The organism is Aquibium sp. ELW1220, from assembly GCF_030398385.1.
Lineage (GTDB): Bacteria > Pseudomonadota > Alphaproteobacteria > Rhizobiales > Rhizobiaceae > Aquibium.
This window is the reverse complement of sequence record NZ_JAOAOQ010000007.1, coordinates 90,967-117,283: the sequence shown is the minus strand read 5'-3', so window position 1 is coordinate 117,283 and position 26,317 is coordinate 90,967. Positions and strand designations below refer to the sequence as shown.

The following is a 26,317-nucleotide window of genomic DNA, read 5'->3' as shown; positions in this document are numbered from 1 at the left end:
GCCTCGGCGGAGCCCGGACGCATGCGCCAGACGGGAACTTCGGCGCCGCTTCCCGCTTCACCGGACACCGGCCACGCGCGCTTGTGCCTCGAGGACCGGGGCTTGCTGGCGCCGGAGCGTGCGGCCATCATGGCCGCGATGCCTGAAGACCTGCGGAGTGACGACGATGCATGATAGCCTCTTCAACACCCTGCTGCACTGGACGACCCGCTCGATCGAGTTTGCCGGGATTGCCGCCATCGTGCTCGGCATCGCGCTTGCCACCGGCAAGTTCGCGCTTCGCCACATCCTCGGCGGCCAGCAGGACATGACGTTCCAGCGCTACCGCGGCGACGTCGGACGCGCGATCCTGCTCGGGCTCGAATTCCTGGTCGCCGCCGACATCATCAACACCGTTGCTGTCGACCCGACACTGGACAGCGTCGTCGTGCTGGCCGGGATCGTGCTCATCCGCACCTTCCTGAGCATTGCGCTGGAAGTCGAGATCGAAGGCCGTTTCCCCTGGCAGTCGCGCGGAAACGATCAGCCGCCGAGATAGGGCTGTCGCTTCGGCAAGGGCGTCAGCCGGATCACGCAGGCGCCGTCTCCGGCGCTTCGGAACTCGATCAGGTTGGTGCCGTCGTCGGACCAGAGCAGCCTCTGCGAGGGCGTGTGCCTCTGCGACACCGGATCGCCGAGACGCCGCGACAGCGCTTCGGCTGCAGCCGGGCAATCGCGCACCGGATCGACCGGCCGCAACTCCACCATGCCAAGTTCGCCGGCCCTGCTGAAGCCGAGCCGCGCATGGGCGGCGATCCCCATCGTCTCGATCTCGACCGAGAGGAGCATCCTCAGCCGCGACCGGCCGACCGGCTCGTCGAGGCGCACGAGGTCCGCCGGCGCCGCCAGCCGCACCGCATGCGTGGTCATGCCCCAGCGCGTCCACTCCCACTCGGCCCGGGCGGGCGTGGTGATGACTGCAGCGAGTGCGATGATGGAAAGGAGACGCGACATGGCCGCTGCAATGGACCTTTCCGCAGGCGGATGCACCCGTCATCGCCTCTGGCGGTGAACGGAACCTTCGCCGGATCGATCGGATTCGAACGGACCGCCGGACCGGCGTATGCCGGCCGGGCGCTTGGCTCACGCGCCCGTTAAGATTGCACCGACTTCATTCAACGCACGGCAAGGTTTCCGCGCGATCATGCGCCGATGATCGGACGCTCGCCACAGAAGACGACCCCCCGCCCGGCGCCCGCGCGCCGGCGTTCCCGCTCTCTGCCGGTGCTCCCGGCCGTCCTCCTGCTGTGCGGCGGCACCGGCTACCTGCTCGGCGGCCTCGAACTCGGCCATGTGGCGCAGCCGGTGCAGGCGGCGCAGAGCTGCCGCATCAAGGGCAATGTCAGCATCGCCACCGGGGAGCGGATCTACCACGTCCCCGGCCAGGCCGATTATGAGCGGACGAAGATCCGGCCATCCTACGGCGAACGCTGGTTCTGCTCGGAAGCGGAGGCCCGCCGGGCCGGCTGGCGGCGCGCCACGAACTGAGGACGCCGTTTCACGCCGGCGTCGACCGCATGCACGCCGCGATTGCGGCCCCGTCGCGCGGCGCCACCGGTAGGCGCCGCTGTTTCGACCTGGCTTTTGCCCGGTGGTCCGAACCGCCGGCCACAGGCTTGACACGCGGGCATCGCGGTGGTGTCAGACGGAACGTTGCGGCCCCGGCGCCGCTCGACCTGGAGCGCCTGGCCCGATGCCGCGTGTCGCCGCGATCACGATGGCTTTCAACGAGCCGGAGTTCCTGCCGCTCTGGCTGGAGCATTACGGCCGCATGGTCGGCCACGACAATCTCTATGTCGTCTCCTTCGCCGACCGCGTCCAACGCGCCGACAGCTCCCGGCGTCATCAGCTGATCGATCTCCCGGACGTGGACTTCGACGAGGTCAAGCGGGCGGCGATGATGAGTTCGCTCCAGTCGATGCTCCTGCAAAGCTATGACTGGGTCGTCATGAGCGACGCCGACGAACTGATCGTGCCGGATTCGGCACGCTATGCCGGGCTCGCCGACTACCTCCGGGCGAAGGCCGACGAACCCTATTTCAACGTCGTCGGCTTCAACGTGGTTCAGGATCGCCGGCACGAGCCGGCCCTCGATGCGAGGAAGCCACTCCTGCGCCAGCGCAGCTGGGTCCGCTTCGACGCCGTCTACTGCAAGCCGCTCCTCAGTCGCGTGCCGCTGATCTGGGGTCCCGGCTTCCATGCCTGCGACCGGCCGCGTCGGCAGACCGACGATCTGTTCATGTTTCACCTGCGGGCGGCGGACGAGACTGTCGCGCGCACGAGAAGCGCGCGGCTGAAGAGGCTGAGGATGTCGCAGAGCGATGTGAAGGCCGGGCACAGCCGGCATTTCAGCCTCCACGTCGACGAATACCTCGCGCACGTGTTTCCCGACCCGGGCGAATTCGCAACCGCGATGGACGGATTCGACCCGGCTCCGGACATCGACCACCTGCGGCGCGTTCCGGAGGATTTCCATTACCGCGGCAGGCTGTGCCGCCTGCCGCCGCGATTCGCCGACGTCATCGCCCCTGCCCCGTCCAGGCCAGGCAGACTGCGCCACCGTCTTGGACGGTTCTTCGGTTCCGGAACCTGATCGCCCAGAACCCGCGCAACGCCGCCTTTGCCCGTTGACGATGAGCCGTCCACACGACGACCGCAGCGCGAACACGCGAAGATGCCGGTAAACGAAAAGCAGGGTTGTCGGAGATGCAGCGGGACGAATGGTGCTGCCAGAGAGGATTGAACTCTCGACCTCTCCCTTACCAAGGGAGTGCTCTACCACTGAGCTACGGCAGCGATCCGTCGATTGCGGTCGCCTTCTTGCATATCGAAATCCGAAGCGCAAGCGTAGTATGACACGCATGCACGCATCTGGGAATCGGGCGCACGCCATGGTGGACGAGGACGGACGGAAAGCGGCGCAGGGCGGCGCGGGGACAGGCCGGGCGGAGAACGCCGCGGCCGAGCGCCGCAAGGCGAGGCTGGCCGAGCAGCTGCGCGCCAACCTGCAGCGGCGCAAGCAGCAGGCGCGCGCCCGCCGCGCCGGTGAAGCCGACGAACGCAAGGGTCTGGACGCCGAAGCCGACGGCTCGAAAAGCTGAACGGTCGAATTTCCGCCGGTTTCTGGAAGCAAAACGGATGTCGGGGACAGGCTTTCCTTGAAGGAACGCGGTCATTGCTCTAGGAGCGGCCAATTCAGGCGTGGGGCGCAACGGCTCCGGCCTCGTTGCGCTCATCGCCGGAAGGACAGGACATGGATCGAATCAGGATCGTCGGGGGCAACGAACTCAAGGGCGTGATCCCGATTTCCGGCGCCAAGAACGCGGCGCTGCCCCTGATGATCGCCTCGCTTTTGACCGACGACACGCTGACGCTGGAAAACGTGCCGCACCTGGCCGACGTCGAGCAGCTGATCCGCATCCTCGGCAATCACGGCGTCGACTACACCGTCAACGGCCGCCGCGAGAGCCAGGACACCGGCTACTCGCGCACCATCCACTTCACCGCCCGCAACATCGTCGACACCACCGCGCCCTACGATCTCGTGTCGAAGATGCGCGCGAGTTTCTGGGTGATCGGCCCGCTTCTGGCACGCATGGGCGAGGCGCGCGTGTCGCTGCCCGGCGGCTGCGCCATCGGCACGCGCCCGGTCGACCTGTTCATCGACGGGCTGCGTGCGCTCGGCGCCGAGATCGACATCGACATCGGCTACGTGGTGGCCAAGGCGCCGAAGGGACTGGTGGGCAACCGCTACGTCTTCCCGAAGGTATCGGTCGGTGCGACCCACGTGCTGATGATGGCGGCGTCCCTTGCGCGCGGCGAGACCGTCCTCGAGAACGCCGCCCGCGAGCCCGAGGTCGTCAACCTCGCCGACTGCCTGAACGCCATGGGCGCGCGCATCACCGGTGCCGGCACCTCGACCATCACCATCGAGGGCGTGACGTCGCTCAAGGGCGCCCGCCACCGCATCATCCCCGACCGTATCGAGACCGGCACCTACGCCATGGCGGTCGCCATGACGGGCGGCGACGTGCTGCTGCAGGGCGCCCGCTCCGACCTGCTGCAGAGCGCGCTCGACATCCTGACCCAGACGGGTGCGCACATCACCCAGACCAACGAAGGCATCCGTGTCGCCCGCAACGGTGCCGGCATTGCGCCCGTCGACGTGACGACGGAGCCGTTTCCCGGTTTCCCGACCGACCTGCAGGCGCAGTTCATGGGCCTGATGACCATGGCGACCGGGCGCTCGAAGATCACCGAGACGATCTTCGAGAACCGCTTCATGCATGTCCAGGAACTCGCCCGCTTCGGCGCCCGCATCAGTCTTTCGGGCCAGTCGGCCATCGTCGAGGGCGTGTCCAGGCTGAAGGGCGCACCGGTGATGGCGACGGACCTGCGGGCCTCGGTTTCGCTGGTCATCGCCGCTCTGGCGGCCGACGGCGAGAGCACCGTCAACCGCGTCTACCACCTCGACCGCGGCTTCGAGCGGCTGGAGGAAAAGCTTTCGCGCTGCGGCGCGACCGTGGAGCGGATCTCCGGCTGAGGGCCGCCGGGCAGCCGCGCGAAGCTGTGGAACGGTCGCCCGATCGCCGCATTGCATGATCGGACGAGACCGCCTAACACAGGGCCGATACCGAACGATCGGACGTGAGTTCATGCCTCCGCTGAAACTGCTCGCCCTCGATGCCGAAGACCTGCAGGTGATGTCGGCGCACCTCCAGGATGCCGTCCTGCGGGTGGGCGACATCGATTGGCGTGCGCAGGAGAACCGGGTGGTGATCGCAATGAACCGCTTCGTCTGGGAGGCGCCGAAAAAGCTGTTCAGCCGGCACGACGAGCGCCGCCGCGCCGCGCTGCACTTCGACCGCGTGCTGGCGGTGAAGACCGCCGGAATCGACCGCGACAAGCCGGCCGAGGTGCTGTCGCTGCTGGCGGTCCGCTTCGAGGAGACGGACGCGCCGGCAGGCCATGTCGATCTGGTCTTCTCGGGCGGCGCCACGATGCGCCTCGACGTCGAGTGCATCGAGGCGAGGATTGCAGACATCGGTGGGGCGTGGGAGGCAACCTCCCGTCCCGCGCACCGCGTCTAGGCTCGGCTGGATACGCGAATGGCCATCACGCTCCTCTCCACAGCCCCGGACTTCGAAGAAAGCTTCGTGTCCTTCCTGTCGACGAAACGCGAGGTCTCGGAGGACGTCGACCAGACGGTGCGGACCATTCTCGCCCGCGTGCGTGCCGAAGGCGACGCGGCACTCGTCGAGTACACCAATCGCTTCGACCGCAACGGCTTCACGGCGGCGAGCCTGGCTGTGACGCAAGACGAGATCGCCGAAGCCGTGGCCGGCGCCGATCCGCGGACCGTCGAGGCGCTGTCGCTCGCGCGCGACCGCATCGCCTCCCACCATGCCCGGCAGATGCCGGCCGACGACCGTTATGTGGATGCGATCGGCGTGGAGCTCGGCTCGCGCTGGACGGCCATCGAATCAGTCGGCCTCTACGTGCCCGGCGGCACGGCGAGCTATCCGAGTTCCGTGCTGATGAACGCGGTTCCGGCCAGGGTGGCCGGGGTCGAGCGCATCGTCATCGTGGTGCCCGCGCCGGACGGCGTGCTCAACCCGCTGGTCCTCGTCGCCGCGCATCTGGCGGGCGTCGGCGAGATCTATCGCGTCGGCGGCGCGCAGGCCGTGGCCGCCCTCGCCTACGGAACCAAGACCATTCGCCCCGTCGCCAAGATCGTCGGCCCCGGCAACGCCTATGTCGCGGCGGCCAAGCGTCAGGTCTTCGGCACCGTCGGCATCGACATGATCGCCGGCCCGTCCGAGGTGCTGGTGATCGCCGACGCGGAAAACGATCCGGACTGGATCGCCGCCGACCTGCTCGCCCAGGCCGAGCACGACACGGCCGCGCAGTCGATCCTGATCACCGACGACGCAGCCTTCGGCCGCGACGTGGAGGAGGCCGTCGAAAGGCAGATCGCCACCCTCCCCCGCGCGCAGACCGCGGCCGCCAGCTGGCGCGACTTCGGCGCCGTGATCATCGTGCCCGATCTGGAGGCGGCCGTGCCGCTGGCCAACCGCATCGCCGCCGAGCATCTCGAACTGGCCTTCGCCGACGCCGAGGCCTTCGTGCCGAGGATCCGCAATGCAGGCGCGATCTTCATCGGGCGGCACACGCCCGAGGTCATCGGCGACTATGTCGGCGGTTCGAACCACGTGCTGCCGACGGCGCGGTCGGCGCGCTTCTCGTCGGGATTGTCGGTGCTCGACTTCGTCAAGCGCACCTCTCTCCTGAAGCTCGGACCCGACCAGCTGCGCGCGCTGGCGCCCGCAGCCATCGCGCTCGCCGAGGCGGAAGGGCTTGGCGCGCATGCGCGCTCCGTCGCCATCCGCCTCAATCTCTAGGAGCCTGCGGTGGGCGCGGACGGCGGAAGCAATCATCGGCTGATCGACGTCGAACTCGACGAATCGATCGGCCGGTCCACGCCCGACGTCGAGCACGAGCGCGCCGTCGCCATCTTCGACCTGATCGAGGAGAACGTCTTCCACCCCGTGGGCGACGAGAATGGCGGCCCCTACAGGCTGAAGCTCTCGCTGGCCGATTCGCGCCTCGTCTTCGCCGTCTCGCGCGAGGACGGCAGCGCGGTGGTCACGCATATCCTGTCGCTCACGCCGTTCCGCCGCATCGTGAAGGACTACTTCATGATCTGCGAGAGCTACTACGAGGCGATCCGCTCTTCCACGCCCTCGCAGATCGAGGCGATCGACATGGGCCGTCGCGGCCTGCACAACGAAGGCTCCCAGACCCTGATGGATCGCCTGTCGGGCAAGATCGAGGTCGATTTCGATACGGCGCGGCGGCTCTTCACGCTGGTCTGCGTGCTGCACTGGCGCGGGTAGCCAGGCGTGGCCGACACGCCGCCCAGCGATCAGGCCGTGCCCGGCGCACCCTCCGGCCGGGCGCCCAAATCGGTGCTTTTCCTGTGCGGCATGAACGCGATCCGCTCGCCCATGGCCGAGCTGATCGCGCGCCGGCTGCTGCCGGGCGTCTATGTGGCATCGGCCGGCGTGCGCTCCGGCGAGCGCGATCCCTTCGTCGACGCCGTCCTGGCCGAGCAGGACCTGTCTCTCGGGCAGCGCCTGCCGCGCCTGCTCGACGATCTCGAGGACGGCTATTTCGACCTGATCGTCACCCTGGCGCCCGAGGCGCACCACGCCGCCCTCGACATGACGCGCGCGCTCGCCTCCGACGTCGAGTACTGGCCGATGCCCGACCCTTCCACCGCCAGCGGCACGCGCGAGCAGATCCTGGCGGCCTACCGCGACGTCCGCGACCGCCTGGCGCGGCGGATCGGCACGCGATTCGGCGTCGACGGCAAGATGACGGCCGGGTGAAGAACGAGGTTCACAATCCGGGCGTAATCATATAGGTTCCGCGCAATTCCCGGCCCGGACCAGCTCCGCGCCGGGCGTTCTCTCATGAAAAGGTATCGAATGCCGAAGGAAGAAGTCCTCGAGTTTCCGGGCACCGTGACGGAATTGCTCCCGAATGCGATGTTCCGGGTGAAGCTCGAAAACGAACACGAGATCATCGCCCACACCGCAGGCCGCATGCGCAAGAACCGCATCCGCGTGCTGACCGGCGACAAGGTGCTCGTCGAGATGACACCCTACGACCTCACCAAGGGCCGTATCACCTACCGCTTCAAGTAGGCCGCGCCGCGGCTTCATGCGTGCGCCAGCCGCGCCGACAGGATTTCGATGAGCGTTTTCCAGAAGCTGGTGCTCGCTTCGGGTTCTCCCCGCCGGATCGAACTGCTCCAGCAGGCCGGCATCGAACCGCACCGGATCTGCCCGGCCGACATCGACGAGACCCCGCAGCGGGCCGAGCAGCCCCGCTCGCTGGCCAAGAGGCTGTCGAAGGAGAAGGCCGAGAAGGCCCTTGCCTCGCTGTCCGCAGAGGAGGGATGGGAGCGCGATGCCTTCATCCTGGCCGCCGACACGGTCGTGGCGGTGGGGCGCCGCATCCTGCCGAAGGCCGAGCTGCTCGAGGATGCGACCGGCTGCCTGCGCCTGCTCTCCGGCCGCTCGCACCGCGTCTACACCGGGCTTTGCCTGATCACGCCTGCGGGCAAGGTTCGCCAGCAGCTCGTCGACACGCGCGTGCGCTTCAAGCGTCTGTCGCGCGACGAGATGGAAAGCTACCTCGCCTCAGGCGAATGGCGCGGCAAGGCGGGTGGCTACGCCATCCAGGGACTTGCCGGCACGTTCGTCGTCAAGCTGGTGGGCTCCTACACCAACGTCGTCGGCCTGCCGCTCTACGAAACCGTCTCGCTGCTTGCTGGCGAAGGCTACAAGGTTCACTTCAACTGGGTCTCGGGCCTGGGAACCGCGTGAGACGCCGATGACGGACAAGCCCACCGCAAGCGTCACGCCGCTGCGCCCCCGCGTCAAATGTCCCGAATGCGGCAAGCCCTCGTCGCGCGAGACCTATCCCTTCTGCTCCACCCGCTGCAAGGACCGCGACCTTAACCGCTGGCTCTCGGGCGCCTACGTCATCCCGGGCGAGCCAGCCGACATCCAGCCGGACGACCGCCGCGGCGGCGACGAGGAATAGGCCCTCTCGCCTGCCCGAGGCCGCTGCAGCGCCCCGCGTCATCGCCGAACGCGACATCGAGCAGCGCCAGAAACCGCATCTGCGCAATCCGCGCCTCGCCAGCCCGCCCGTCGCGGCGACAGAGGCCGCCCGCCCGACCTGTCCATCGACGCGTCATCCCGCAGGAACCCGCCGACGCCCAGCCTCGTCGCCAGCGGCCGCCGCGCCGAACAATGCCGGGCGAGCATCGCCGGCGCCTCGCCTTTTTGCTTTGACCTCCAGAGACTTGCGGCGAAATCCGGATTCGGCCCGGCAGCCACGGCCCGCGGCGCCGTGCCGCCTGCACGGCCTCCTTCCGGCCGCGCCGGGCGGCTTCGCCGGGCCTTCCGCAAGGGCCGCCGTTTTGCTGTCGGATTTCTGTCATGGGATGCTGGACACCGCGATTTTGCGTGCTATAACCCACGCGCTTTCGGGCGGTGCCCGAGACGAAATGACGGCCCTGCCGTCACGCCCAGGTAGCTCAGTTGGTAGAGCATGCGACTGAAAATCGCAGTGTCGGTGGTTCGATTCCGCCCCTGGGCACCATTTCCCTTTATGCCCCCAGAAACTGTAGATCGACGCAATGTCCTGCCTTTTTGGCAGTGTGCGGAGAATTGCGCATCTAGGTTGCTGAAAATCTGCGTACGCAAGAATACTACCAGAAGTTTGCGGCAAATCGTTTGAGACTCCTGCACCGCAGCAATCTCGGGACATGAGATGAATCCGCCGGGGCAGCGGCTTGCTCCGCCTACACTCGCACACGGTCCTACACCGCCCTTGGCCTGCTCGTTCGCAATCTCCGATTGTTGAGATGCCCAGTTGTCTTCGAAACGACATGCGGGACGTCTGATTCGACGACAGCGACTCCACCGACGCGATCGCCTCTCGAGACGTAATCCATCAGGCTATCTCGATCGTCATCGAATGCACGCCGGTCGCGGGCAAGGCCTCGGTACTGTGGAGTTCGGTCTCCGAGAGCACTCCCATAAGATTCGGAGAAGGCACAGCGTGATCGCCAGATCCATGCACGCCGCCCCGGGTAGACAGCAGCGAGATCGGCATTGCCCGTCCGTCGGCTCGCCGCGCTTCCCAGAGCTTCCAGAGGAATTTCGGCGTCGCGTTGCGGCTGCCGTGGTGGCCCACCTTGTAGACGTCACAGTTGCGGATGGCGTTGGCGATCCGGCTCCGCTTTCTGTCGAGGTGCTTCCGGATGAAGTTCCAGCTCTCGATCTGCGCGTCGCCGGGAAACAGGAAGGACTTCTTTCCGACCGTCACCAGGAGTACGAGACTGGTGTTGTTCAGCGCCTTGTCGAGGGACGTGACCAAAGCCATTGTCGTCTCGATGTCGGCGTCGCGCATGCGATCGATGATCCAGCCATGCCAGGCGCGCCGGCCGCGATCGACGTATTGTTCGTCGAAGATGGGACGCCGCTCCAGGTCAGGGTCGGCGGACTGGAGAGCGTCGGCCATCCTGAGCCAGAACTCCTCATGGTTCGCCACCTGCTTCCTGATCTCGGGCCATTGCTCCAGATCTGGCGGACCGAGCACATCGATGCGCACACCGGGAAGAATGTCGTTCAGTTCGGGATCGTCGCCGGCCTTCAGGTAGCGGGCCCGGCCATCGAGGCCGAGCCGTGCAAGGGTTTCTACCGCCTCCTTGTTGCTGATGTTGAGACTGGCAATCCGCGCGATTTCAGCGAGGTCGCCAAGATGGGAGGCCGACAGCGGCCGAATGTCGTCCCGATCGGGCAGCGCCTCCCGGCGCGCCATCCGCTCGAGTATGGCGTCGATCACCAACTGGCCCGTAGCGAGGCCGCGCCGGGCCATTGCGCTGTCGGCGGGGCTGGACTCGGGCAACCCGGCCGGCGGGGCGCCCGGTTCCTCGGTCCAGGGCTGAAGGACGCGCTTCGGCTCCAGCGCGGCGAAGATATCCCCGCTCTTGCCCTTGAAGCCGCATATGTGGTCTGCGTGGCGGTGGGTGGCGACCAGAACGTCGAGCCTCGAGTTGCATCGCCGAGCCACGTCCGCCGCCACCGCGGCCAGATGGTCCGATTCCCGCACGTCGCCCGGTGCCCGGAAAGTTCCGCAGTCGATCAGCATCCAGCGCGTCGCCGCATCGCGATAAGCGAATTCGAGCAGGAAGCAGTCGCCGAAGCCGACGTTGTACATGTGGATCGACACGGAGACCGGTCTCTTGCGTCTTGCCATTGTCGCCACTCAGCCGGTGAACAGGCCGGCACGGGCCAGGTGCGCGTTCAGTGCGCGTCGGCTCTCGCGCCGCTCGCCACCGAGTTGGTCTCGCGGCCATAGGTACTCGAGAACGCCGTTCTGCCGGCTCGACGAAATGCGGTTGTGGATGTGATACTTCAGCGTCCCGAATTCGTCGAAGATCAGCGTTCCGCCGCCGGCGAGGTCCACCGTCTGGCGGTCGAGGATATGGTTCCCCGGCATGACGAGGTTGCGCTCCGGATCGCGCCCCGACTTCGCGGCGCAATCGATGATGTATTGCAGGTCGTCGCGATCGGCGTTCTTCAGGATCTGAACGTACTCCACGACCGTCTCCCGCAAGATGTAGCCATCCGGCCCGACCCGCCAGCAGGGTCTGACGGAATTGACCTGGGTGTAGATGCGCGGGACGAGCGCCAGCGCATACTGATTTTCCCAGATGAGCCGGAACATGGCCCCTTTCGACCACCGGTTCTCCTCGACATTGCCAAGTCGAAACCGGATTTCGCGCCCGTCAACAAGGCCCGACCTCCAGACGTGGTTCCTCTCGTCCGACGACGCCTTGATGCCGAATGTTTCGAACTGGCGCAGAATTGTGTCGCGATAACCAAAGCTATCGTCCGGGCAGATCTCCGTATCGGCGGTAAGAATGGCCGAGAGGAAGTCCCTGAAATCGATATGGACCGGCGGCAGGTAGTCGATCGCCCGGATCAGCAGCGACAGCAGGTGCTGCGCCGCCTTCGCGCCTTCTTCCGCGACGCGGCCGATATCGACGTTCACCGCCCCCCCCAGGACCGGCGGTTTGCCGCCTCTGTCCACGACCGACCCTGCCGCCTTGCCGGTCTTCGCCCGGATGCGGTTCGCCCAGACTTCCGTAAAGCTGTGAAGGATGACGGCCACAAGGACTTCACCCAGATCATGCGGCAGGTAATAGTTCTTGTTGCGGTACCGGCTTTCGTCCCGCGGAAGAGCGATCGATTCGCGCAGGGCGGCGCGCGAGCCGCTCGACCTCGCCTGACCGAGCTGCTCGGCGAGTTTGTAGAGGTAGCTGTTCTTGCCGCCCTCTATGAACTCGAGCACCTTGTCCAGGGGAAACACCGGCTGGGTTGGCGCTTCGCCCTCCGGCGTGGCTCTGATGCCGGTCCGGAAGGATTGGCGGATCATCTCCTCGCTTTTCAGCACCGAGAGGAGCGCGACGATGTCCGCAAAACCTTCGTGGAAAGCTCCCTGGTCGACTGAGGAAGGGCGGGTAAAGCTGCCGCGCATGCCGTCGAGGATGGCGTGCGTCGTCTCGTGGGTGATGATATCGCGGGAAAGGCACAGGAAGACGCGCCTGTCCCGGTCGCTCTCGTCATTGACGCGTTTGCGCAGGAAATGGCCGAAGGCCAGGCACTCGTCGCGCCGGGAATAGTAAGCATTGGCAATTTCGGCCGCGTGCGGCAGGAGGCGGATCTGGTGGCTCTCGAATCCCCATTCCACCTGCCGGCCGAGCGCACGCTCGAATTCGAAGAGCACCGACGAGGCCGTGGCGAAGACGTTGATCTGGTGCGCATGCGGATCGTTCGCCAAGATGGCGTCGCGAAGGCCGTCGACCGAGCCGTATTTCTTTTCGATCTCCGCGCATGGAGCCGGCTTGTAGAGCGTGTCGCTCGTGGCGTCGTAGTCGACGACCTCGAACCGGTGGCTGCGCGGACCGTCTTCCAGCAGTGCGTGGGGAATGCGCACCGTGGTCATCAGAATCTTGCCGTGCTCGTCCCGGATGGTCGGATCCTGCGCGACGATCGGGAAGATGTGAAACCCGGTCGGCGGCCCCGCCGGGGTCTCCGTCTTTGCGGGCTTCTTGCTCCTTGGCGTGGCGCGCGGGGGGATCATCCGATCAGCGCCAGACGGTTGCGGATTTCTTTCACCGCGCCTGGGGCGTGGACGCGCAGGAACTCCTTGCGGGTGGTCCTGGGTGTGGCCAGCGTCGAATCGTCCCTGATCCGCACGGCAGTCGAACGCAGCACGTCGCGGATCATCGCGATCGGGAGACGGGGCTTCTTGCCCGCCTGCACGGCTGCGGACTGCATGAGCGCGATGACACCTGCGGTGATCGGCGCGGCCTGGCTGGTGCCCTGCATCACGCGCGAAGACGCATTGTCGGCGCCGATGCCGCTGGATTTCACCCAGGAACCGGGCGCGAAGATGTCCGTGCCGAATTCAGTATCGGCCGTCTTTGCCATGCGCTGCGTGTAGATTGTCAACTGGTCGGGCTTTGATGCGCTGGTGAAAGGACTCCCGAACTCGGGGCCCAGCGAGCAAGGCTTGTCGGCAGAATTGCACGGTTCGTCGTAGACGGCGCCGACGCTGATCGTTTCGCGCAGGATGGCAGGAAAGCACATGCCTTCGACAGCGTCGTGCTGCGTCGCGTGCAGCCCGTAGTAGTTTCCCGCCGACGCGACGACGGGAATGTTCATCGCGAACAGGTCCTTGACCGCGAGCGTCATGGGATCGTTCTCGAGCCCCGCATCCGATTGCAGATTGCGGTCGTTGCCCATCGACAGGCACACGACGCTGATGCCGAGCGCCTCGGCGTTGGCGAGCACCCATTCGAGTCCCCGGATCATGCCCTGCCGGATCGAATCGCTGGTGTCGGTATCGTCGCCGCGCATCACCTTGACCGGCACGATGCGGCATTGCGGGGCGACGCCCGGATGGATGCCGTGGGCCGCAATGGCGCCGGTCACATGCGTGCCATGGCCATGAATGTCCGACACGACGTCGGATGCGCCCGTCCCCGACAGATTGACACGCCCCGCCACGCGGGCTTCATTCGGCAGGAAGTCGCGGTGATCGAGGTTGCAGCCGGTGTCGACGACGGCGACGACCGTGCCCTGGCCGAACAGGCCCAGGGTTTTGTGAACTTCGCGGAACTGCACGAGAGCATCCGATTCGTGCAGCGCCAAGTGCCCTCCCGGAACGGGACCTGCGGAAGGCAACTGCACGGGACGCGGCGGCATGTGGAAGGTCATCGTCGTGCTCCTCCGGAGTCCGGCTTCAGCCGGGTTCAGGCCGCGGCTTGTGGCTCTCGACAGTTCGGACGGTGACGCCCAGGGACCACAGCCAGTCGATCACCGCGGAATGTCCCACCGCCGTATAGACGCCTCCGCCGCCGCAGAGCATTCCCGGCAGGTGGTCGGCGACGGCGAGCGCCCGTGACGTGATGCCCACAAGGGCCGCGGGCGGCTGAAAGGAAACGCCGTTGATGTCGACGGCGTTCGGCGGATACCAGAAGACCGGCCCGCCGCTGTCGCCATTGCATGTGTCCACCGGGAACGGGGTGCCCGACGGCCCTTCGGATCCCAACGCGAACTCGCGGAAGCCCTCGCACGCGGTCCCGCCGAATGTTCCGCGACTGCAGAAATGCGTGCCGATCCGGATCAGTCCCTGTTGCAGCACATGCGGCAGATCGCCGGTTTCCGTCACGCCGAAGCCCGCCACAAGCAGATAGATATCGCCCGCGTCGCGCACCTGGTGCATGCTCGCGAAACGAACCAGGTCTTCCGGCTTGTGCGAATCGGCATTGCGCGAAAACTCGGCGTCGTCCGAAGAGAAAACGAAGAAGACGGCGAGATCCTTGCCCGGCTGCGCTTCGGGCGGCAGCGCGCAATCGTAGCCAGGATAGCGTGCGGGATAGCGGACCGCACGCCACTCGCCGGCGATCGGCTGCCCCGGAGCCAGTTTGTCGAATGTTTCCTTGGTCACGAACCGATAGGTGCCCAGCACGCCGCAGCTGCAATGCGCGGCCGTCAGCACGACGTTGCGGCCGAGAAGCCGGATGCCCGTGCAGACACTGTCCCTGGTGCTGGCGGGCGTCGCGCGGAAGCTGATCCGTACCACGGTGTTGTGCATGCCGGAGGGCACGTCATCGCCGTTGACAACCAAGCCGCCGAACTCGCCCAGCAGCCCTGCCTGGTCGATCGCTGCGGTGTCACCCAACGCCATCGTCCGGAAGCGGTCCGGCGCGTCCGCCACCTGCGCCGACGCGCCGGTCGCCGCGCCGAAGAAGACGAGGACCAGCCAGACCGGCAGGTGAGCAAGGAACGTCCCGCGCCGCACCGTTCACTCCCCCTCCGCCATTATCTCCAGGCATTCGCGCCGGCCTTCCGGTGTACCGTTGATCGCGTCGTCTTCCAGGCAGTTCGACAGCCGCTGCAGCGGCGGGGGCAGGTTCGCGGCGCGGCCGCCTCCTCCCTCGATAGGCAGCGCCACGTCGATCTCCATTGCCCGCGCCGCGGCAGGGATCTGGCCCGCCGCCACCGCCTGGTCGAGCGTGGTGGTCCTGCGCATCTGCTCCAGCGTGCGGATCAGTTCGGCATTGGTCTGCCACAGCGCGCGGCGGTTCGCGGCCTCGTTCTGGAAGATCGACAGGGTCGCCGCCGGGATGGAGAGCGCGACACGCGCGGCATAGAGCGGGATCTCGACCGCCGCGTTAAGTTCGCTCGGCTTGTCCACCGCGACGCTGTCGATGATGCCCGCCTGGAACTTGACCCTGGTCTCGGCCTTCACGAACAGCGCGCGGTTGACGCCCAGCGCGAAGATCGGGGCCCGGTTCGGCATGGTGATGTACTCCGTGCCTGCGAGGTGCCAGGCCTCGCGCGGATTGCCCGGATCGCGCTTGCGCATCACCTTGAGCCGGTGCGAGATTTCCGGCCGGTAGAGCACGCCGCGCTGCATCAATTGGCGGGCATTGCCGAATTCGGTGGCATAGGCGTCCGCCGGAATCGGGTCCTTTACCCATGTGGGCGCATTGCAGACCGACGGCGCCCAGTCCGGCACGAACGGATCATCGCGGTTGTCGACGTAGACGCAGTATCCGAATTCCCGCAGCGCCGCGTTGAGCGCCTTCATTTCCGATTCAACGAAGGGATCGACCTCGATCTTCAGGAATATCAGGGTCTGTGCTTCCTTGACCTGCGCTGCCGCGTCCCTGCGGAGATTGGCCAGTTCGTTGGCGGCGGACGCGGCGACCAGGTCGCCGGTCGCGCGGATCACCGCTTCCGCGATCGGCCGGCTCTTGTCGTCGGCGCGCGTGTAAACCTGCTGCAGCAGACCGGTCGGCGTCCGTTCGACGGCGATGCGGTCCTCTGCGAAATGGGAGAACAGGAAGTCCAGGCAGAAGGTCTCGCTGCTGTCGGCGACGATGCGCTTCGGTTCGGTGACCGTCAGATCGAAGCGTTTCGGAGCCACGGTCGCGGGAGCAGCCGTGACCGTCACTTCGACCACCCGCTTCGGCAGATGGTAGGCGCCGGCGTTCACGGTGCAGACGCCGTGCGCCACATCGTCCGCCGAGACGGTAGCAAGCATGGACTGCGTGCAGCCGCTGGCCATGGACAGAGCGAGGAGCAGCGCGATCGGGAACCAGAACGGCCGCATCAGAATCGTGCTCCATCGGCCAGACCCAATGCGGTATTGGCGGCGGCAAGCTCGCCGCAGATCGAGGTGAGCTTCGTGTCGTCGGAGATCAGTCGCGTCTCGCCGCTCAATCCGTAGTCGGCCAGACCTTTGACACTCGACTGGTCAGGTATGGGATTCGTGATTGTCCCGAGCTTGAGCGGACTGGCTTCGCCCTCTTTGATGTTTGGTGCGGCGGTGTAGTCCGCATTCGCGAGGTACTCGATATAGGCCTGCTGCGCCTTTACGAGGTCGTTCTGCGCCTCGATCAGTTGCCGCCGCGTGTTGTTGTTTTGGACGGTGGCGACGATGGTTTGCGACGGAAGGGCGATGATGCCGTAGACGATATCGAGCGGGATGTTGATGAAGCCGGCCGCCTCGCTGCCCTTGGTGATGCACACGTCGGTCAGCACGCCGTCGTCGAACACCAGCGCCGTGCGCCGCGTGGCGAAGGCGGCACGGCCGAGGCCCACCGAGATGATCGGCGAGATGTTCTCGAACGGCATGTAACGGACATGGGCCAGCCGCCAGGGGTCGCTGCCCGGATCCCTGCGCACGTAGATCGACACCGGATAGTCGGCGCGAGGCCGGTAGAACACGCCGCTCGACGGCTGCGGCACCAGATAGCGCTGACGCGCCGCATGATCGGCCTTGGGCGAAGGATGGTGGCGCACGGTCGCGCCTGGCGCAGAACAATAGCGCGCGGCAGAAACGGCATTCGTGTCGAACGAATAGTCGCCGAGCACCACGCAGAGCCCCAGCGGGCCGATCGAATCGTTGATCTCGGCGAGTTCGTGCTGATCGAACGGATCGAAGGCGAGGTCTCGCACGATTTCACTTTTGTCGGCGGGCTTGCCCAGCGTGACGCGCCCGCCTTCGAAGCCGGGATTTCCCGAGATCAGGATGAAGGCCGTGCGGATCAGCTTGCGCACGATGTTGGCCGTCTGGTCGACGGCCTTCGAGGCTATCAACTGCAGGAAGGGTGTAGCGGTTTCCGTCGTCGTTGCACCGGTCGACGTCAACCTGGTCTTGGTCACGTAGACGAGATCGTCGGCGAAGGCGCTGGCGAGGTGATCGAGGCAGAAGGTGTGGCGGTTCTCCGCCACGCGCTTCGGCGCCGGATCGAGCTGGATCGAGTGGAAGGCGCCTTCGCGGTAGACCTTGATTGCCAGCAGCGATTTCGACAGCGAGTAGGAGCCGAGCCTGGTGGTGCAGCGGACGCGGTCGAGCTTCGGTGCTTTGGAGTCGTCGGCGGCCGACAGCATCGCCACCTCGACCAGGGATTGCGAGCCGATCACCTGACAGGAACTCATCGACAGGGCCACGGCCACGACCGCGCCGATGCGCCTGGCGAGGGCCAGGACGGCGTTCATTGCCCGCTCCCGCCGGCACTGGCCGGCTCCGACGGGCAACGCAGCTCGTTGACGGTCCCGCGCATGACGGCGCGGCTCACCGCCGGATGGCTTTCGGTGAGCGGGGTGCCGTCCGCCGGATCGCGCCCCGGACGTTGCGCCAGTTCGTCCCACACCGGATCGCCGCCAGTGAAGCAGGCATAGAAGACGGTGACCGCCTTGATGCTGTCTTCGGCCGCCGGCGCGGGATCGTATCCGCACAGCGTCGTCTCGTAATTATCCGGCAGCGTGCACTTCGTCTCGCGCTGGCAGGCCGTGCGAAGGCCGAGCGTCGCGTCGCACAGCCGAGACGATCCCTCCGACGCGTGGATATCGCCGAAGCCTGCCGCCATGATGTGGATCGCCGGGCGATAGCTGCCGGCCAGCGCCTCGACGGCCGTCTTCAACTTCGCTGCCGCCGCCATAGCGTCCGGTTCGGCGACGAGTTGCTTGCGGGCGTACTCGGCTTTTTGCTTGTCGTCGTCCTTGGCGTTTGCCGCGAGGAGCAGGCCACCCGAAATTCCGTTCGCGCGATCCGTGAAGTACCTGACCCAGAGATGCACTTTGTATTCCATGTCGAGCTTCGTTGCCGCGGCGCCGATCGCGGCCGCAAATTTGGCATCCGCCCAGGGCGGTTCGTAGTGGCCGGATACCATCGTGGCCACGCTCGTCACCACCTCGCCAAGGCTCGCGGCCGCCACATCGGGCGAGAGGTGGCGCAAACGGTCGATCACGGCCTTGATCAGTGCCCTGTGGGTCTCTGCCGCCTTGTCGTCGACCGGTGTCGTGCTGTCGTAGAGGGCTTTCAGCCTGTCCGCTTCCTTTTTCAGAAATGCGATGCTGCCCTGCCCCCGCAGCCGGTCCAGTTCGGTGGAGAGGCTGTCGAGTTCCTTGACCAGATCGTCGGGAACGTCGCCCTTGAACCGCTTGGCCTGGATGCGCAGCGCCTCCGCCTGAGTTCGGAATCTGGCGACGGACGTTGCGCTCTGCAGAGCATCCAGGGCGCTCGCGATCGCCTCGGCGGCCGCTTCTGCGTCCTCCAGTTTCCCGGCCGAAATGGCCGTCTCCAGCCTATTCTGCGCTTCAGCGGCCGCCTTCATGAACAGGGACTGCGGTGTCGGTGCGTCGGGCTGCGCCTCGCCCTGCGTCATCGGTCCGGCTTCGGCAACCGGCGACGCGCCAGTGGTCTGCGCCATCGCGACTCGTGGCTGCAAAAAGTTAACCGGCAGCATCAGTAGAGCTGCAGCGAAAAAACGATGCCACCCGTCCATGATATTCCCTCACCCAAGAGGTTAATACGACATCGTTACTGCGATCAAGCAGATTGTTAACAAATCATTTCGTCGAACACAAAGCGCATGAAGCACCACTTCAATACACGGACGTCGACAGAAGAACGGAGGAACAAGATATTGAAATACAAAAGGAATCGTTGTGTCTCGGATAGAGATGCAATCGATTCACGCATACCTGGACAGCCGGCCTCAGGCCGGAAACAAGCAGCACCGCTCCGAATTTCAGGACGTCGGGACACGGTTCATCATGGCATAGAACCAGGAAGCAGATCAGAGCAGGCGGCCTCAATGGCTCGTGCGGGCCGGACTCTGAAGCAGTCTCTCCCGAAGCTGGCTGCCGTCTCGGGAAACCTACGAACAACCAACACTGAGACGTAGGGGGCGAATCTGAACGATTGCGCCGTGCTTCATGCATCGGCAAATTTTGGTGCCTCAACGGTCCCGCTCGCCTTGCCGTCATGCCGCGCCGCATCGATTGCTCTTTGCGGTGGACGCAGGCGCTTGGTTCGATCTAACTCGTCGTCCCAGCCGTCGTGGCCCGCGCGTCGGGCGCGGGCGCACAGCAGGAAGATCACGTGCCGCATACCGCCATCCTCATTGCCGAGAAGTGCTGGATTTCGGCGCGCGTTGCCGAGGCCTGGCTGCGGGCGGGGAACCGGATTGCGGAGGTCTGGTGCTTTGCGGCGGACAATCCTCTTCTCCACCCCCCGAAAGGCCTGCTCGGCCGCTTCTTCCCCGAATGGGACCTGGTCAGGCTCCTGGCGCAGCGTCGCGTGCCGGTGCGCCTCTGCCCGCCGCTGAAGCGCTGGGAAAACGCAGCCTCAAGGGCCGACGCGGTGGGCGCGGACGTGCTGGTGACGCTGATGACGCACCAGATCGTTCCCGCCGCCCTGCTGCGGCATTTCGGTGGCCGGGCGGTGAACGTCCACCCGGCCCTGCTGCCCCGCTACAAGGGCCCCTCGCCGCGCATCGGCATGCTGCTCGACGGCGAGGCCGATGCGGCCGGCGGCGTCACGCTGCATGCCCTCACGCCCGGCATCGACGAGGGCCCCGTCATTGCCAGCCGCGCGGTGCCGCGCAGCCAAGCCCGGTCCTATCACCACTGGGACGCGCTGCAGGCGGTCGCGGCGGGCGAACTGGCGGGCGGCCCGCTCCTCGACTACCTCTCCGGCCGGCTTGCGGCCACAACCCAGGTGCCGGGAAGCGGCAGCTATCGTCGCCCGACGATGGCGGAACTGACCATCGGGCCGGCCATCGATGCGGCGAAGGCGCGCCGGCTGTGCGAGATCCTGGGCGACACCGGTGGCCTCCACTGCATCGGCCCCGGCGGGAAGACCGTGCTCGTGGCCGGCTTCGGTCGCCATCTCGGACCGCCGACGGGAGCGTCCCCGCGGCTTGATCCGTTCGGCGTCGAGATCGACGTGAGCGACGCCCGGCTGAGGCTGCGCCGCCGCAATCCGCTGTCGAAGGCGGCGATCTGGAAACGGAAGCTCGCGGCACTGCGCGCAGCCGCCGCCGCGACGGACCCGGCCTGACATGCTGCCGGCGCTGCATCTCGCCTTCGAGGACGGCACCACCCCGCACGAGGTCCGCATCCGCCTGTCGGCCGGCGCGCGACCGGTCGGCACGATCTTTTTCCGGTGTGAGGCCGTGCCGCTCGTCGCGAACGCCGATGCCCTGCTCTGCCTCGGCCTGATCCCGGCCATGGAAGTCGGCGCGCCGCTTCGTGTCGAGGGCACCGTCGATCCCGCGCTGCTTGCCAATGCCGAAGCGATCCAGGACCTGCTGTGTTCCTGGTATCCGGCCTATCGACGGATTCCCGTGCAGGCCGAAGCCGCCATGCGATCCTATCCGGCCGGTCGCGGCACTGCCCTGTTCTATTCAGGGGGCATCGATTCCAGCCATTCGCTGGCACAGGCGAAGGACCGCCTCGACGCGCTCGTCACCATCGTCGACGCGTCGGCGCCCAGGCGCAGCGGCCCGGGCGGCGAAAGGCTCGTTTCCGCGCTCGGGCAGGTGGCCGTTTCCTACGGGCTCCAGCCGATCATCGTCGAGACCAACGTCCGGGCCATGATGCAGCCCTTTCTCGGCTGGATCGAGTTCCACGGATCGGCCATGGCCGCGATCCGCCACCTTCTGGCAGATCGGTTCGAGACCGTGCTGATCGCCTCGTCCGGCGACGAGACGGCCTGGTTCACGCCCTGGGGATCGCATCCGGCCCTCGACCCGCTGCTCGGAACAGCCGGCGCACGCATCGAGCATCACGGCCTCGTCAAGCGGCTGGACAAGGTCCGGACGATCCTGACCGAGCCGCCCCTGATGCAAAGGCTCCACGTCTGCAATTCCGATCCGCGCGTCAATTGCGGCCGCTGCACCAAGTGCCGGTTCGCCATGGCCTGCCTGACGGTGCTCGACGCGGCCGGCGATGCGCCGACCTTCCCGCGTGACCGCGACGATGCGCCCCGGCGCTTCAGGATCGTGGATGACGCCATACGGTCTGAATATGCCCATCTCCGGGATGCCGCGGCCGCGACCGGCCGGTGCGAAGGCCTGGTCGGCGACGTCGACCGCGCGCTCGCCGCCTATGACGGGTCGAAGCGGCGGCGATCGTTCTTCGACGCCGATTCGCTGGCGGTGCGGCTCAAGCGCGCGAAGCACCGGGCGCGCTATTGGCGGGCCTCCCGGTAGGGACCATGTCTTCGGGCACCTTGCGCCGGTCCGGATAGAGGCGGCGGCATGCGAGGCAGGACGTCCTGACGTCGCATCCCTCGACCCAGCAGGCGATCGGTTCCCGCGCATCGATGACGACGCGCTCGAGGTGATCCGAAAGGGAGCCCTTCAGGTAGATGAGTTCGCCGGGTATCGCCGTGGCGGAGAGATGTCCGGCCAGGTCCTCGACCCGATCGAACGTGACCAGCCGCCCGCCCGATTCGGGCTTCAGCCGGTCGACGCTGGCGCTCCGCGAACCGACGAAGATCACCCGGTCGGCGATGTCGAGCGCCTCGCGCGCGACGTTCAGATATTTCGAGCGCGTGGTCCCGCCGATGTCCGAGATGGTGCCGACGACGATGGTCTTGCGCCCGGCCCGGGCGCCGCGGACGATCGCCAGGCTGCTGGCGAGGCTCCACTGCGGCGCCTTGTAGGTATCGGCGACGATGGTGCTGCCATTGACATAGGCGTGGACCTGGTCGCGCCACGGATAGGGCGGCCAGGCGGCGATGGCCCTGGCACAGTCGACGGCCGGCACGCCGAGCCCCCGTCCGACGGCGAAGGCGGCAAGCGCGGCAGTGGCCCAGCGCGCGCCGAGCATCTGCGTCTGCACGACCGTGACGCCCGCCCCGTCATCGATTTCCAGGCGCAGCCGGTCGGGAAAATCCCCGTCGCAGGAGACGAGCCGGATGTCGGCGCTGCTCGACCGGCCGAAGGTCACGACCCGCGCGGCGCTCAGTTCCTTCATGCCCAGGATCAGCGGGTCGTCGGCATCGAGGACGGCCAGGCCGCCCGGCGGCAGCAAGGCGACCAGCCGCCCCTTCTCGGCCGCCACCGCTTCGCGGGTGCGGAAGTTCCGGTAGTGGTCGAGACCGATCGTGGTGACCACCGCGACGTCGTGGCCGAGGAAACCGGCGACCGGGTCGATCGCCCCCGGCGCATGGCCGCTGACCTCGGCAACCCAGCAGCGGTGCCTGCGCCGGGCGCGGGTGAGGTTCTTGGCGATGGCGCCGGCGGTGTTGAAGCCCACCGAGACGTGGGCCGGCGCCCGTGTGCCGAGGACCAGCGCGATCAGCCCGACCGTGCTGGACTTGCCCGCACTGCCGGTCACCGCCACGACATGGTCTGGCCGCATCAGGCGGCGCCACAGAACCGCCGCACGGGCGCGCTGCCAGTGCCGGAAGGTCCGGAGCCTGGACGCCACCGCCGCCCGTGCCAGCCGAAAGTTCGTCCAGTCCAATGCCAAACGCTCCGTTCGATGGTGGCGCCGCAGCGCCCGAGACCGGGTGACCGCCGGCCGCTTCGCCGCGATCCGGCAGCGTATTTTCCTGTTGCCGGCAGAGGCACAGGCGACATTCGACCGTGCCTCAGTTCAAGGTCGCGATCCTCCTGCGCAGATGCGGGCTACCCGGTTGAAGCATCTCGAAAACGCACATCTCATCAAAGCGGCGGGAGAAACAAGGCTTGATCGCGATATCAGCTTGGCGAAAGCTCCTTTTCGGGGCATGGACGTCAGTCGTGCTGGTCGTCCTTCGGCCTGCGACTTGCGGCTACGACCTGCGACGGGTTTTCGAACGGATGTCTTCTGCGATCTGCCAGCCTGCTGACGTCGACAACGCCGAGCGTTCCGTTCCGCTATCCGCGCGGACCGTCTGCGCCGCACCCGGCGGCCACCATCCGATGTCGAGCCCCGGATGACGCAGCCCGAGACGCGGCGATGGCCAAGACGCCTGTTCAGCACCTGGATCGAAAAGCCGGTCAAGCATCGGATCGCCGTGCTGGCGAGAGCACGGAGCCGGTCCGAATTCATCTGCATCACCGGCAGTTCCGGCAAGTCGACGACGGCCACGCTCCTCGCCCATATCCTGGCAAGCCACGCGCCGACGGAAAGCCAGGTCTTCGCCAACACGCTGCCCGCCATCCAGCGGTTCCTGCGACGGCTGTCGCCGAAGACCCGGCTCGCGGTCCTGGAGACGGGCGTCGGCCGGAAGGGCGACATGGATGCCCTGAGCAGCCTCGTGCGTCCGACGGTTGGCATCGTCACCCTCGTCACCCGCGAGCACTATTCCAGCTTCCGCAGCCGGGAAGGGGTGGCGGCGGAGAAGGGCAAGCTCGTCGAGGCGGTCCTGCCGGGCGGCTTTGCCGTGCTCAACGCCGACGACGATCTGGTGGCGGCCATGGCCGGACGAACCGCGCAGCGTGTGGTGACGCTGGCGCGCCACGCGCCGGCCGACTACAGCGTCACCGCCGGCTTCGAGCCTGGTTCGCCCGGCCTGCTCGTGTCCATCGAGGGGCCGCGCGGCGCTCTGTCGGTGCGGACCGCGTTTCTGGCCGAGCATTTCTGGCTCGCCTGTGCCGCCGCAGCGGTCACGGCCCTCGAACTCGGTGTCCCCGCCGCGCTCGTGGCCGAACGAATCGAGGATTTCGAAAGCGTGCAGGATCGCTTCAGCCTCTTCGAGACGAACAACGGGCCACGCTTCGTCCTCGACACCGCCAAGGCGCCGTGGGACACGCTCTTCCTCACCATCGACGCCTTCGCGCGGCTCGACGGCGGCTTCAAGCGGATCGTGCTCGGCCACATCTCCGACTATCCCGGGAACCCGACGCCGAAATACCGGGATGCCTACCGGAAGGCGGCGGAATGCGCCGACCAGGTCATTTTCGTCGGTGAAAACGCCCACCGTTCGAAGGCAGATGCACAGGCCATTGCGAGCGGACGCTTCAAGAGCTTTCCAACCGTCGAGGGCGTGGCGGCCTTTCTTCGGGAAACGGCCTCGGCCGGCGATCTGATCCTGCTCAAGGGTTCGCGCAACCTGCATCTGGATCGCATCGCACTTGCATGGGATCATGAGGTGAAGTGCTGGAACGACAATTGCGGAATGAGCGGCAGCTGCCAGGACTGCGGCCTTTATGAGCATCCCTTCGCCGATCACGCGCGCATCCGGAAGCAGAAGCGGCGACCGCGATGGTTCCGCCGCTGGTCCGGGACCTGGTAAGGCGGAGAGCCACGTGAAGGCATACGTGATCCATCTGAAGGATGCGCCCGGCCGATTGCCCCAGGTGGAGCGCCTGGCGCAGCGGCTGCCGATCCCGTGCCAGATCCTCGACGCCGTGGCGGGTGCGCGTCTGTCCGATCGCGAACGCGATGCGGCCTATCGCCGGACGATCCACTGGCCGCCTTATCCGTTCCGCCTGTCGAAGGGCGAGATCGGTTGCTTCCTGTCGCATCGCCTGTCGTGGCAGGCCATCGTCGATGAAGGGACTGCCGGCGGCCTCGTGCTGGAGGACGATGTCGAGGTAGACATGGCGCGCCTGCCCGCGGCTCTGGAACTGGTGAAGCGGTTCGCCTCTCCGGGGGACATCGTGCGTTTTCCCAACAAGTTCAGATCGGCCGCGGGGCAGGTCGTGGCGGCAGCGGACGGGCTGGAGATCGTTCGGGAAAATTCGCCGGGGCTGAACATGATGATGCAATGGATCGGCCGCGACGCCGCGCGCGAACTGCTGGCGCGGACGGAACGATTCGACCGGCCGGTGGACGTCTTCGTCCAGATGCGCTGGCTGCACAGGCTGCCGGTCTACGCGCTGCGACCCGTCCTGATCCGCGAGATTTCCGGCCAGCTCGGCGGGTCGACCATCCAGGCGAGCAACAAGTCGCTGCTCCGCGAGGTCGCCCGCGGCGTGTCCCGCACCGCCTATCGCGGCTTCACCCGCACCCGCAACCTGTTCGTCTAGAGCCACGCCAGCCGCGGTAATGCGGTGGGGGAAGCCATGAAGCGCCTGCCCGGCAAGATCGAGAAATACCTGCGCTACTGGCGCTGGCGGTTTGCTGCGCAGGGCCTGCCGATGTGGTGGCATGTCGGCCGCCCGAATTTCGGCGACGACCTGACGCCGGACCTGTTCCAGCGCCTGTCCGGCGTTCCCGTCCGCTTCGAGCCGAGGCGGACCGCCCCGCACGTGCTCGGCATGGGAAGCATTCTCCAGAAGGCGACGGCCGCGTCCATCGTCTGCGGCAGCGGCCTGATCGAGCCGGTCGCGACGCGCCTTTTGGCGAGGGCGATTTCCGTGCGCGGCGAACTGTCGCTGCAGGCCTTTGCATCGCCGCCGGATGACGTGCTGCTGGGCGACCCGGCCGTGCTCGTGAGCGAAGTCGCGACACCGGCCGCACAGAAGCGCCATCGGTTCGGATTCGTCCCGCACGTGCGGTCCGTCGACCGCTGGCAGGCCTGGAACGTGAAGGGGCACAAGCTGATCGATCCGGCCGCACCGGTTTGGAAGGTCGTCGACGACATCGCCTCCTGCGAGACCATCGTGAGCCAGTCGCTGCATGGCATCATCGTCGCCGACGCGATGGGCGTGCCTAACGTATGGGTGGCGCCGTCGGATGCCATGCGCGGCGGACGCTTCAAGTTCGACGACTACTTCACCACCATCGACGCGCCGAAGGACCCGGTGCCCGAAAGTCGCGACCTCTTCTCCGACCCCAGCCGCTTCGCGACCACGCTGGGGCACTATCGCTTCGACAAGCAGGCCTATCGGTCCCGCCTTCGGGCAGCGCTCCAGGAGATCGCGGCAAGCCTGCAGGCGACGTGAAGG

General features: G+C 66.7%; 28 protein-coding genes and 2 tRNA genes. 19 read left to right on the top strand and 11 right to left on the bottom strand.

Translation table 11 applies throughout. The annotated features are described in order from the left end of the window. Nucleotides 1-166 precede the first annotated feature (166 nt). Complete coding sequence (locus N1F91_RS09230) at nucleotides 167-538, top strand: DUF1622 domain-containing protein (protein ID WP_289991624.1); 372 nt, start codon at nucleotides 167-169, stop codon at nucleotides 536-538. Here the strand turns inward: N1F91_RS09230 and N1F91_RS09225 are convergent. After that, entirely contained in the window at nucleotides 523-993 is a 471-nt protein-coding gene (locus tag N1F91_RS09225; protein WP_289991623.1) for a hypothetical protein, read from the bottom strand. The two genes, N1F91_RS09230 and N1F91_RS09225, sit on opposite strands and share 16 nt — an antisense overlap. Nucleotides 994-1,305: 312 nt before the next feature. Between N1F91_RS09225 and N1F91_RS09220 the strand changes: the two genes are divergently transcribed. Together N1F91_RS09220 and N1F91_RS09215 are read left to right on the top strand one after the other, a co-directional pair. Continuing rightward, nucleotides 1,306-1,527, top strand: coding sequence for a hypothetical protein (locus tag N1F91_RS09220; RefSeq protein WP_289991711.1), 222 nt, complete (start codon nucleotides 1,306-1,308; stop codon nucleotides 1,525-1,527). 205 nt (nucleotides 1,528-1,732) lie between these two features. After that, nucleotides 1,733-2,632 carry a glycosyltransferase family 2 protein gene (locus N1F91_RS09215; RefSeq protein ID WP_289991621.1) on the top strand — a complete coding sequence of 300 codons (900 nt, stop codon included), beginning with the start codon at nucleotides 1,733-1,735 and terminating at the stop codon, nucleotides 2,630-2,632. A 128-nt stretch (nucleotides 2,633-2,760) separates the two neighbouring features. Here N1F91_RS09215 and N1F91_RS09210 read toward each other — a convergent pair. Continuing rightward, a tRNA-Thr gene (locus N1F91_RS09210) sits at nucleotides 2,761-2,835 on the bottom strand. A 95-nt stretch (nucleotides 2,836-2,930) separates the two neighbouring features. Here N1F91_RS09210 and N1F91_RS09205 point away from each other — a divergent pair. The 10 genes from N1F91_RS09205 to N1F91_RS09160 all read left to right on the top strand — a co-directional run bounded on the left by N1F91_RS09205 (nucleotide 2,931) and on the right by N1F91_RS09160 (nucleotide 9,216). After that, the gene (locus tag N1F91_RS09205; RefSeq protein ID WP_289991620.1) at nucleotides 2,931-3,140 is read left to right on the top strand and encodes a hypothetical protein; all 210 of its coding nucleotides are present in this window, start codon (nucleotides 2,931-2,933) and stop codon (nucleotides 3,138-3,140) included. Nucleotides 3,141-3,292: 152 nt separating this feature from the next. Continuing rightward, nucleotides 3,293-4,582, top strand: coding sequence for a UDP-N-acetylglucosamine 1-carboxyvinyltransferase (gene murA, locus N1F91_RS09200; RefSeq protein WP_289991618.1), 1,290 nt, complete (start codon nucleotides 3,293-3,295; stop codon nucleotides 4,580-4,582). 112 nt (nucleotides 4,583-4,694) lie between these two features. Beyond that, complete coding sequence (locus N1F91_RS09195) at nucleotides 4,695-5,129, top strand: DUF2948 family protein (protein WP_289991617.1); 435 nt, start codon at nucleotides 4,695-4,697, stop codon at nucleotides 5,127-5,129. A gap of 18 nt (nucleotides 5,130-5,147) precedes the next feature. Beyond that, complete coding sequence (hisD, locus tag N1F91_RS09190; protein WP_289991616.1) at nucleotides 5,148-6,440, top strand: histidinol dehydrogenase; 1,293 nt, start codon at nucleotides 5,148-5,150, stop codon at nucleotides 6,438-6,440. A 9-nt stretch (nucleotides 6,441-6,449) separates the two neighbouring features. Next, complete coding sequence (locus N1F91_RS09185) at nucleotides 6,450-6,935, top strand: UPF0262 family protein (protein ID WP_289991615.1); 486 nt, start codon at nucleotides 6,450-6,452, stop codon at nucleotides 6,933-6,935. A gap of 6 nt (nucleotides 6,936-6,941) precedes the next feature. Next, complete coding sequence (locus N1F91_RS09180) at nucleotides 6,942-7,430, top strand: low molecular weight phosphatase family protein (protein ID WP_289991613.1); 489 nt, start codon at nucleotides 6,942-6,944, stop codon at nucleotides 7,428-7,430. A 99-nt stretch (nucleotides 7,431-7,529) separates the two neighbouring features. Continuing rightward, on the top strand, nucleotides 7,530-7,748 hold the full coding sequence (infA, locus tag N1F91_RS09175) for a translation initiation factor IF-1 (RefSeq protein WP_019172992.1): 219 nt from the start codon (nucleotides 7,530-7,532) through the stop codon (nucleotides 7,746-7,748). Between the two features lie 48 nt (nucleotides 7,749-7,796). Continuing rightward, nucleotides 7,797-8,432, top strand: a complete 636-nt coding sequence (locus tag N1F91_RS09170; RefSeq protein WP_289991612.1) for a Maf-like protein — start codon at nucleotides 7,797-7,799, stop codon at nucleotides 8,430-8,432. Between the two features lie 7 nt (nucleotides 8,433-8,439). Then, nucleotides 8,440-8,652 (top strand): DNA gyrase inhibitor YacG, encoded by a 213-nt coding sequence (gene yacG, locus N1F91_RS09165; RefSeq protein ID WP_289991611.1) that lies wholly within the window; start codon nucleotides 8,440-8,442, stop codon nucleotides 8,650-8,652. Nucleotides 8,653-9,140: 488 nt separating this feature from the next. Further along, a tRNA-Phe gene (locus N1F91_RS09160) sits at nucleotides 9,141-9,216 on the top strand. Nucleotides 9,217-9,570: 354 nt separating this feature from the next. On the opposite strand, the gene N1F91_RS09155 is transcribed toward N1F91_RS09160, so the two are convergent. From N1F91_RS09155 to N1F91_RS09120, 8 genes are all read right to left on the bottom strand, one after another. After that, entirely contained in the window at nucleotides 9,571-10,851 is a 1,281-nt protein-coding gene (locus tag N1F91_RS09155) for an MBL fold metallo-hydrolase (RefSeq protein ID WP_289991609.1), read from the bottom strand. Between the two features lie 36 nt (nucleotides 10,852-10,887). Beyond that, a complete protein-coding gene (locus tag N1F91_RS09150; protein ID WP_289991608.1) occupies nucleotides 10,888-12,411 on the bottom strand; it encodes a hypothetical protein in 1,524 nt (507 codons plus the stop codon). Nucleotides 12,412-12,764: 353 nt separating this feature from the next. After that, entirely contained in the window at nucleotides 12,765-13,907 is a 1,143-nt protein-coding gene (locus N1F91_RS09145) for a S8 family serine peptidase (RefSeq protein WP_289991607.1), read from the bottom strand. A gap of 25 nt (nucleotides 13,908-13,932) precedes the next feature. Next, nucleotides 13,933-14,994: a trypsin-like serine protease gene (locus N1F91_RS09140; protein ID WP_289991605.1), complete on the bottom strand. Its 1,062-nt coding sequence runs from the start codon at nucleotides 14,992-14,994 to the stop codon at nucleotides 13,933-13,935. A 3-nt stretch (nucleotides 14,995-14,997) separates the two neighbouring features. Further along, entirely contained in the window at nucleotides 14,998-16,311 is a 1,314-nt protein-coding gene (locus tag N1F91_RS09135) for a hypothetical protein (protein ID WP_289991603.1), read from the bottom strand. Beyond that, nucleotides 16,311-17,702, bottom strand: coding sequence for a hypothetical protein (locus N1F91_RS09130; RefSeq protein WP_289991600.1), 1,392 nt, complete (start codon nucleotides 17,700-17,702; stop codon nucleotides 16,311-16,313). Before N1F91_RS09130 ends, N1F91_RS09135 begins: the two co-directional genes overlap by 1 nt. Further along, on the bottom strand, nucleotides 17,699-18,991 hold the full coding sequence (locus tag N1F91_RS09125) for a hypothetical protein (RefSeq protein WP_289991597.1): 1,293 nt from the start codon (nucleotides 18,989-18,991) through the stop codon (nucleotides 17,699-17,701). The genes N1F91_RS09130 and N1F91_RS09125 overlap by 4 nt, the downstream gene beginning before the upstream one ends. Before the next feature lie 431 nt (nucleotides 18,992-19,422). After that, the gene (locus tag N1F91_RS09120; RefSeq protein WP_289991596.1) at nucleotides 19,423-19,599 is read right to left on the bottom strand and encodes a hypothetical protein; all 177 of its coding nucleotides are present in this window, start codon (nucleotides 19,597-19,599) and stop codon (nucleotides 19,423-19,425) included. On the opposite strand from N1F91_RS09120, the gene N1F91_RS09115 reads away from it, so the two are divergent. Then, complete coding sequence (locus N1F91_RS09115) at nucleotides 19,591-20,550, top strand: formyltransferase family protein (RefSeq protein ID WP_289991595.1); 960 nt, start codon at nucleotides 19,591-19,593, stop codon at nucleotides 20,548-20,550. The two genes, N1F91_RS09120 and N1F91_RS09115, sit on opposite strands and share 9 nt — an antisense overlap. Before the next feature lies 1 nt (nucleotide 20,551). Beyond that, nucleotides 20,552-21,703, top strand: coding sequence for a hypothetical protein (locus N1F91_RS09110; protein ID WP_289991594.1), 1,152 nt, complete (start codon nucleotides 20,552-20,554; stop codon nucleotides 21,701-21,703). Here the strand turns inward: N1F91_RS09110 and N1F91_RS09105 are convergent. Next, nucleotides 21,657-22,964 carry a Mur ligase family protein gene (locus N1F91_RS09105; RefSeq protein WP_289991593.1) on the bottom strand — a complete coding sequence of 436 codons (1,308 nt, stop codon included), beginning with the start codon at nucleotides 22,962-22,964 and terminating at the stop codon, nucleotides 21,657-21,659. The two genes, N1F91_RS09110 and N1F91_RS09105, sit on opposite strands and share 47 nt — an antisense overlap. A 46-nt stretch (nucleotides 22,965-23,010) precedes the next feature. Between N1F91_RS09105 and N1F91_RS09100 the strand changes: the two genes are divergently transcribed. From N1F91_RS09100 to N1F91_RS09085, 4 genes are all read left to right on the top strand, one after another. Next, a complete protein-coding gene (locus N1F91_RS09100; RefSeq protein ID WP_289991591.1) occupies nucleotides 23,011-23,331 on the top strand; it encodes a hypothetical protein in 321 nt (106 codons plus the stop codon). Nucleotides 23,332-23,418: 87 nt separating this feature from the next. Beyond that, nucleotides 23,419-24,720, top strand: a complete 1,302-nt coding sequence (locus tag N1F91_RS09095; protein WP_289991589.1) for a Mur ligase family protein — start codon at nucleotides 23,419-23,421, stop codon at nucleotides 24,718-24,720. Between the two features lie 13 nt (nucleotides 24,721-24,733). Continuing rightward, nucleotides 24,734-25,456 carry a glycosyltransferase family 25 protein gene (locus N1F91_RS09090; protein ID WP_289991588.1) on the top strand — a complete coding sequence of 241 codons (723 nt, stop codon included), beginning with the start codon at nucleotides 24,734-24,736 and terminating at the stop codon, nucleotides 25,454-25,456. Nucleotides 25,457-25,492: 36 nt separating this feature from the next. Further along, entirely contained in the window at nucleotides 25,493-26,314 is an 822-nt protein-coding gene (locus N1F91_RS09085) for a polysaccharide pyruvyl transferase family protein (RefSeq protein ID WP_289991587.1), read from the top strand. Nucleotides 26,315-26,317: the final 3 nt, after the last annotated feature.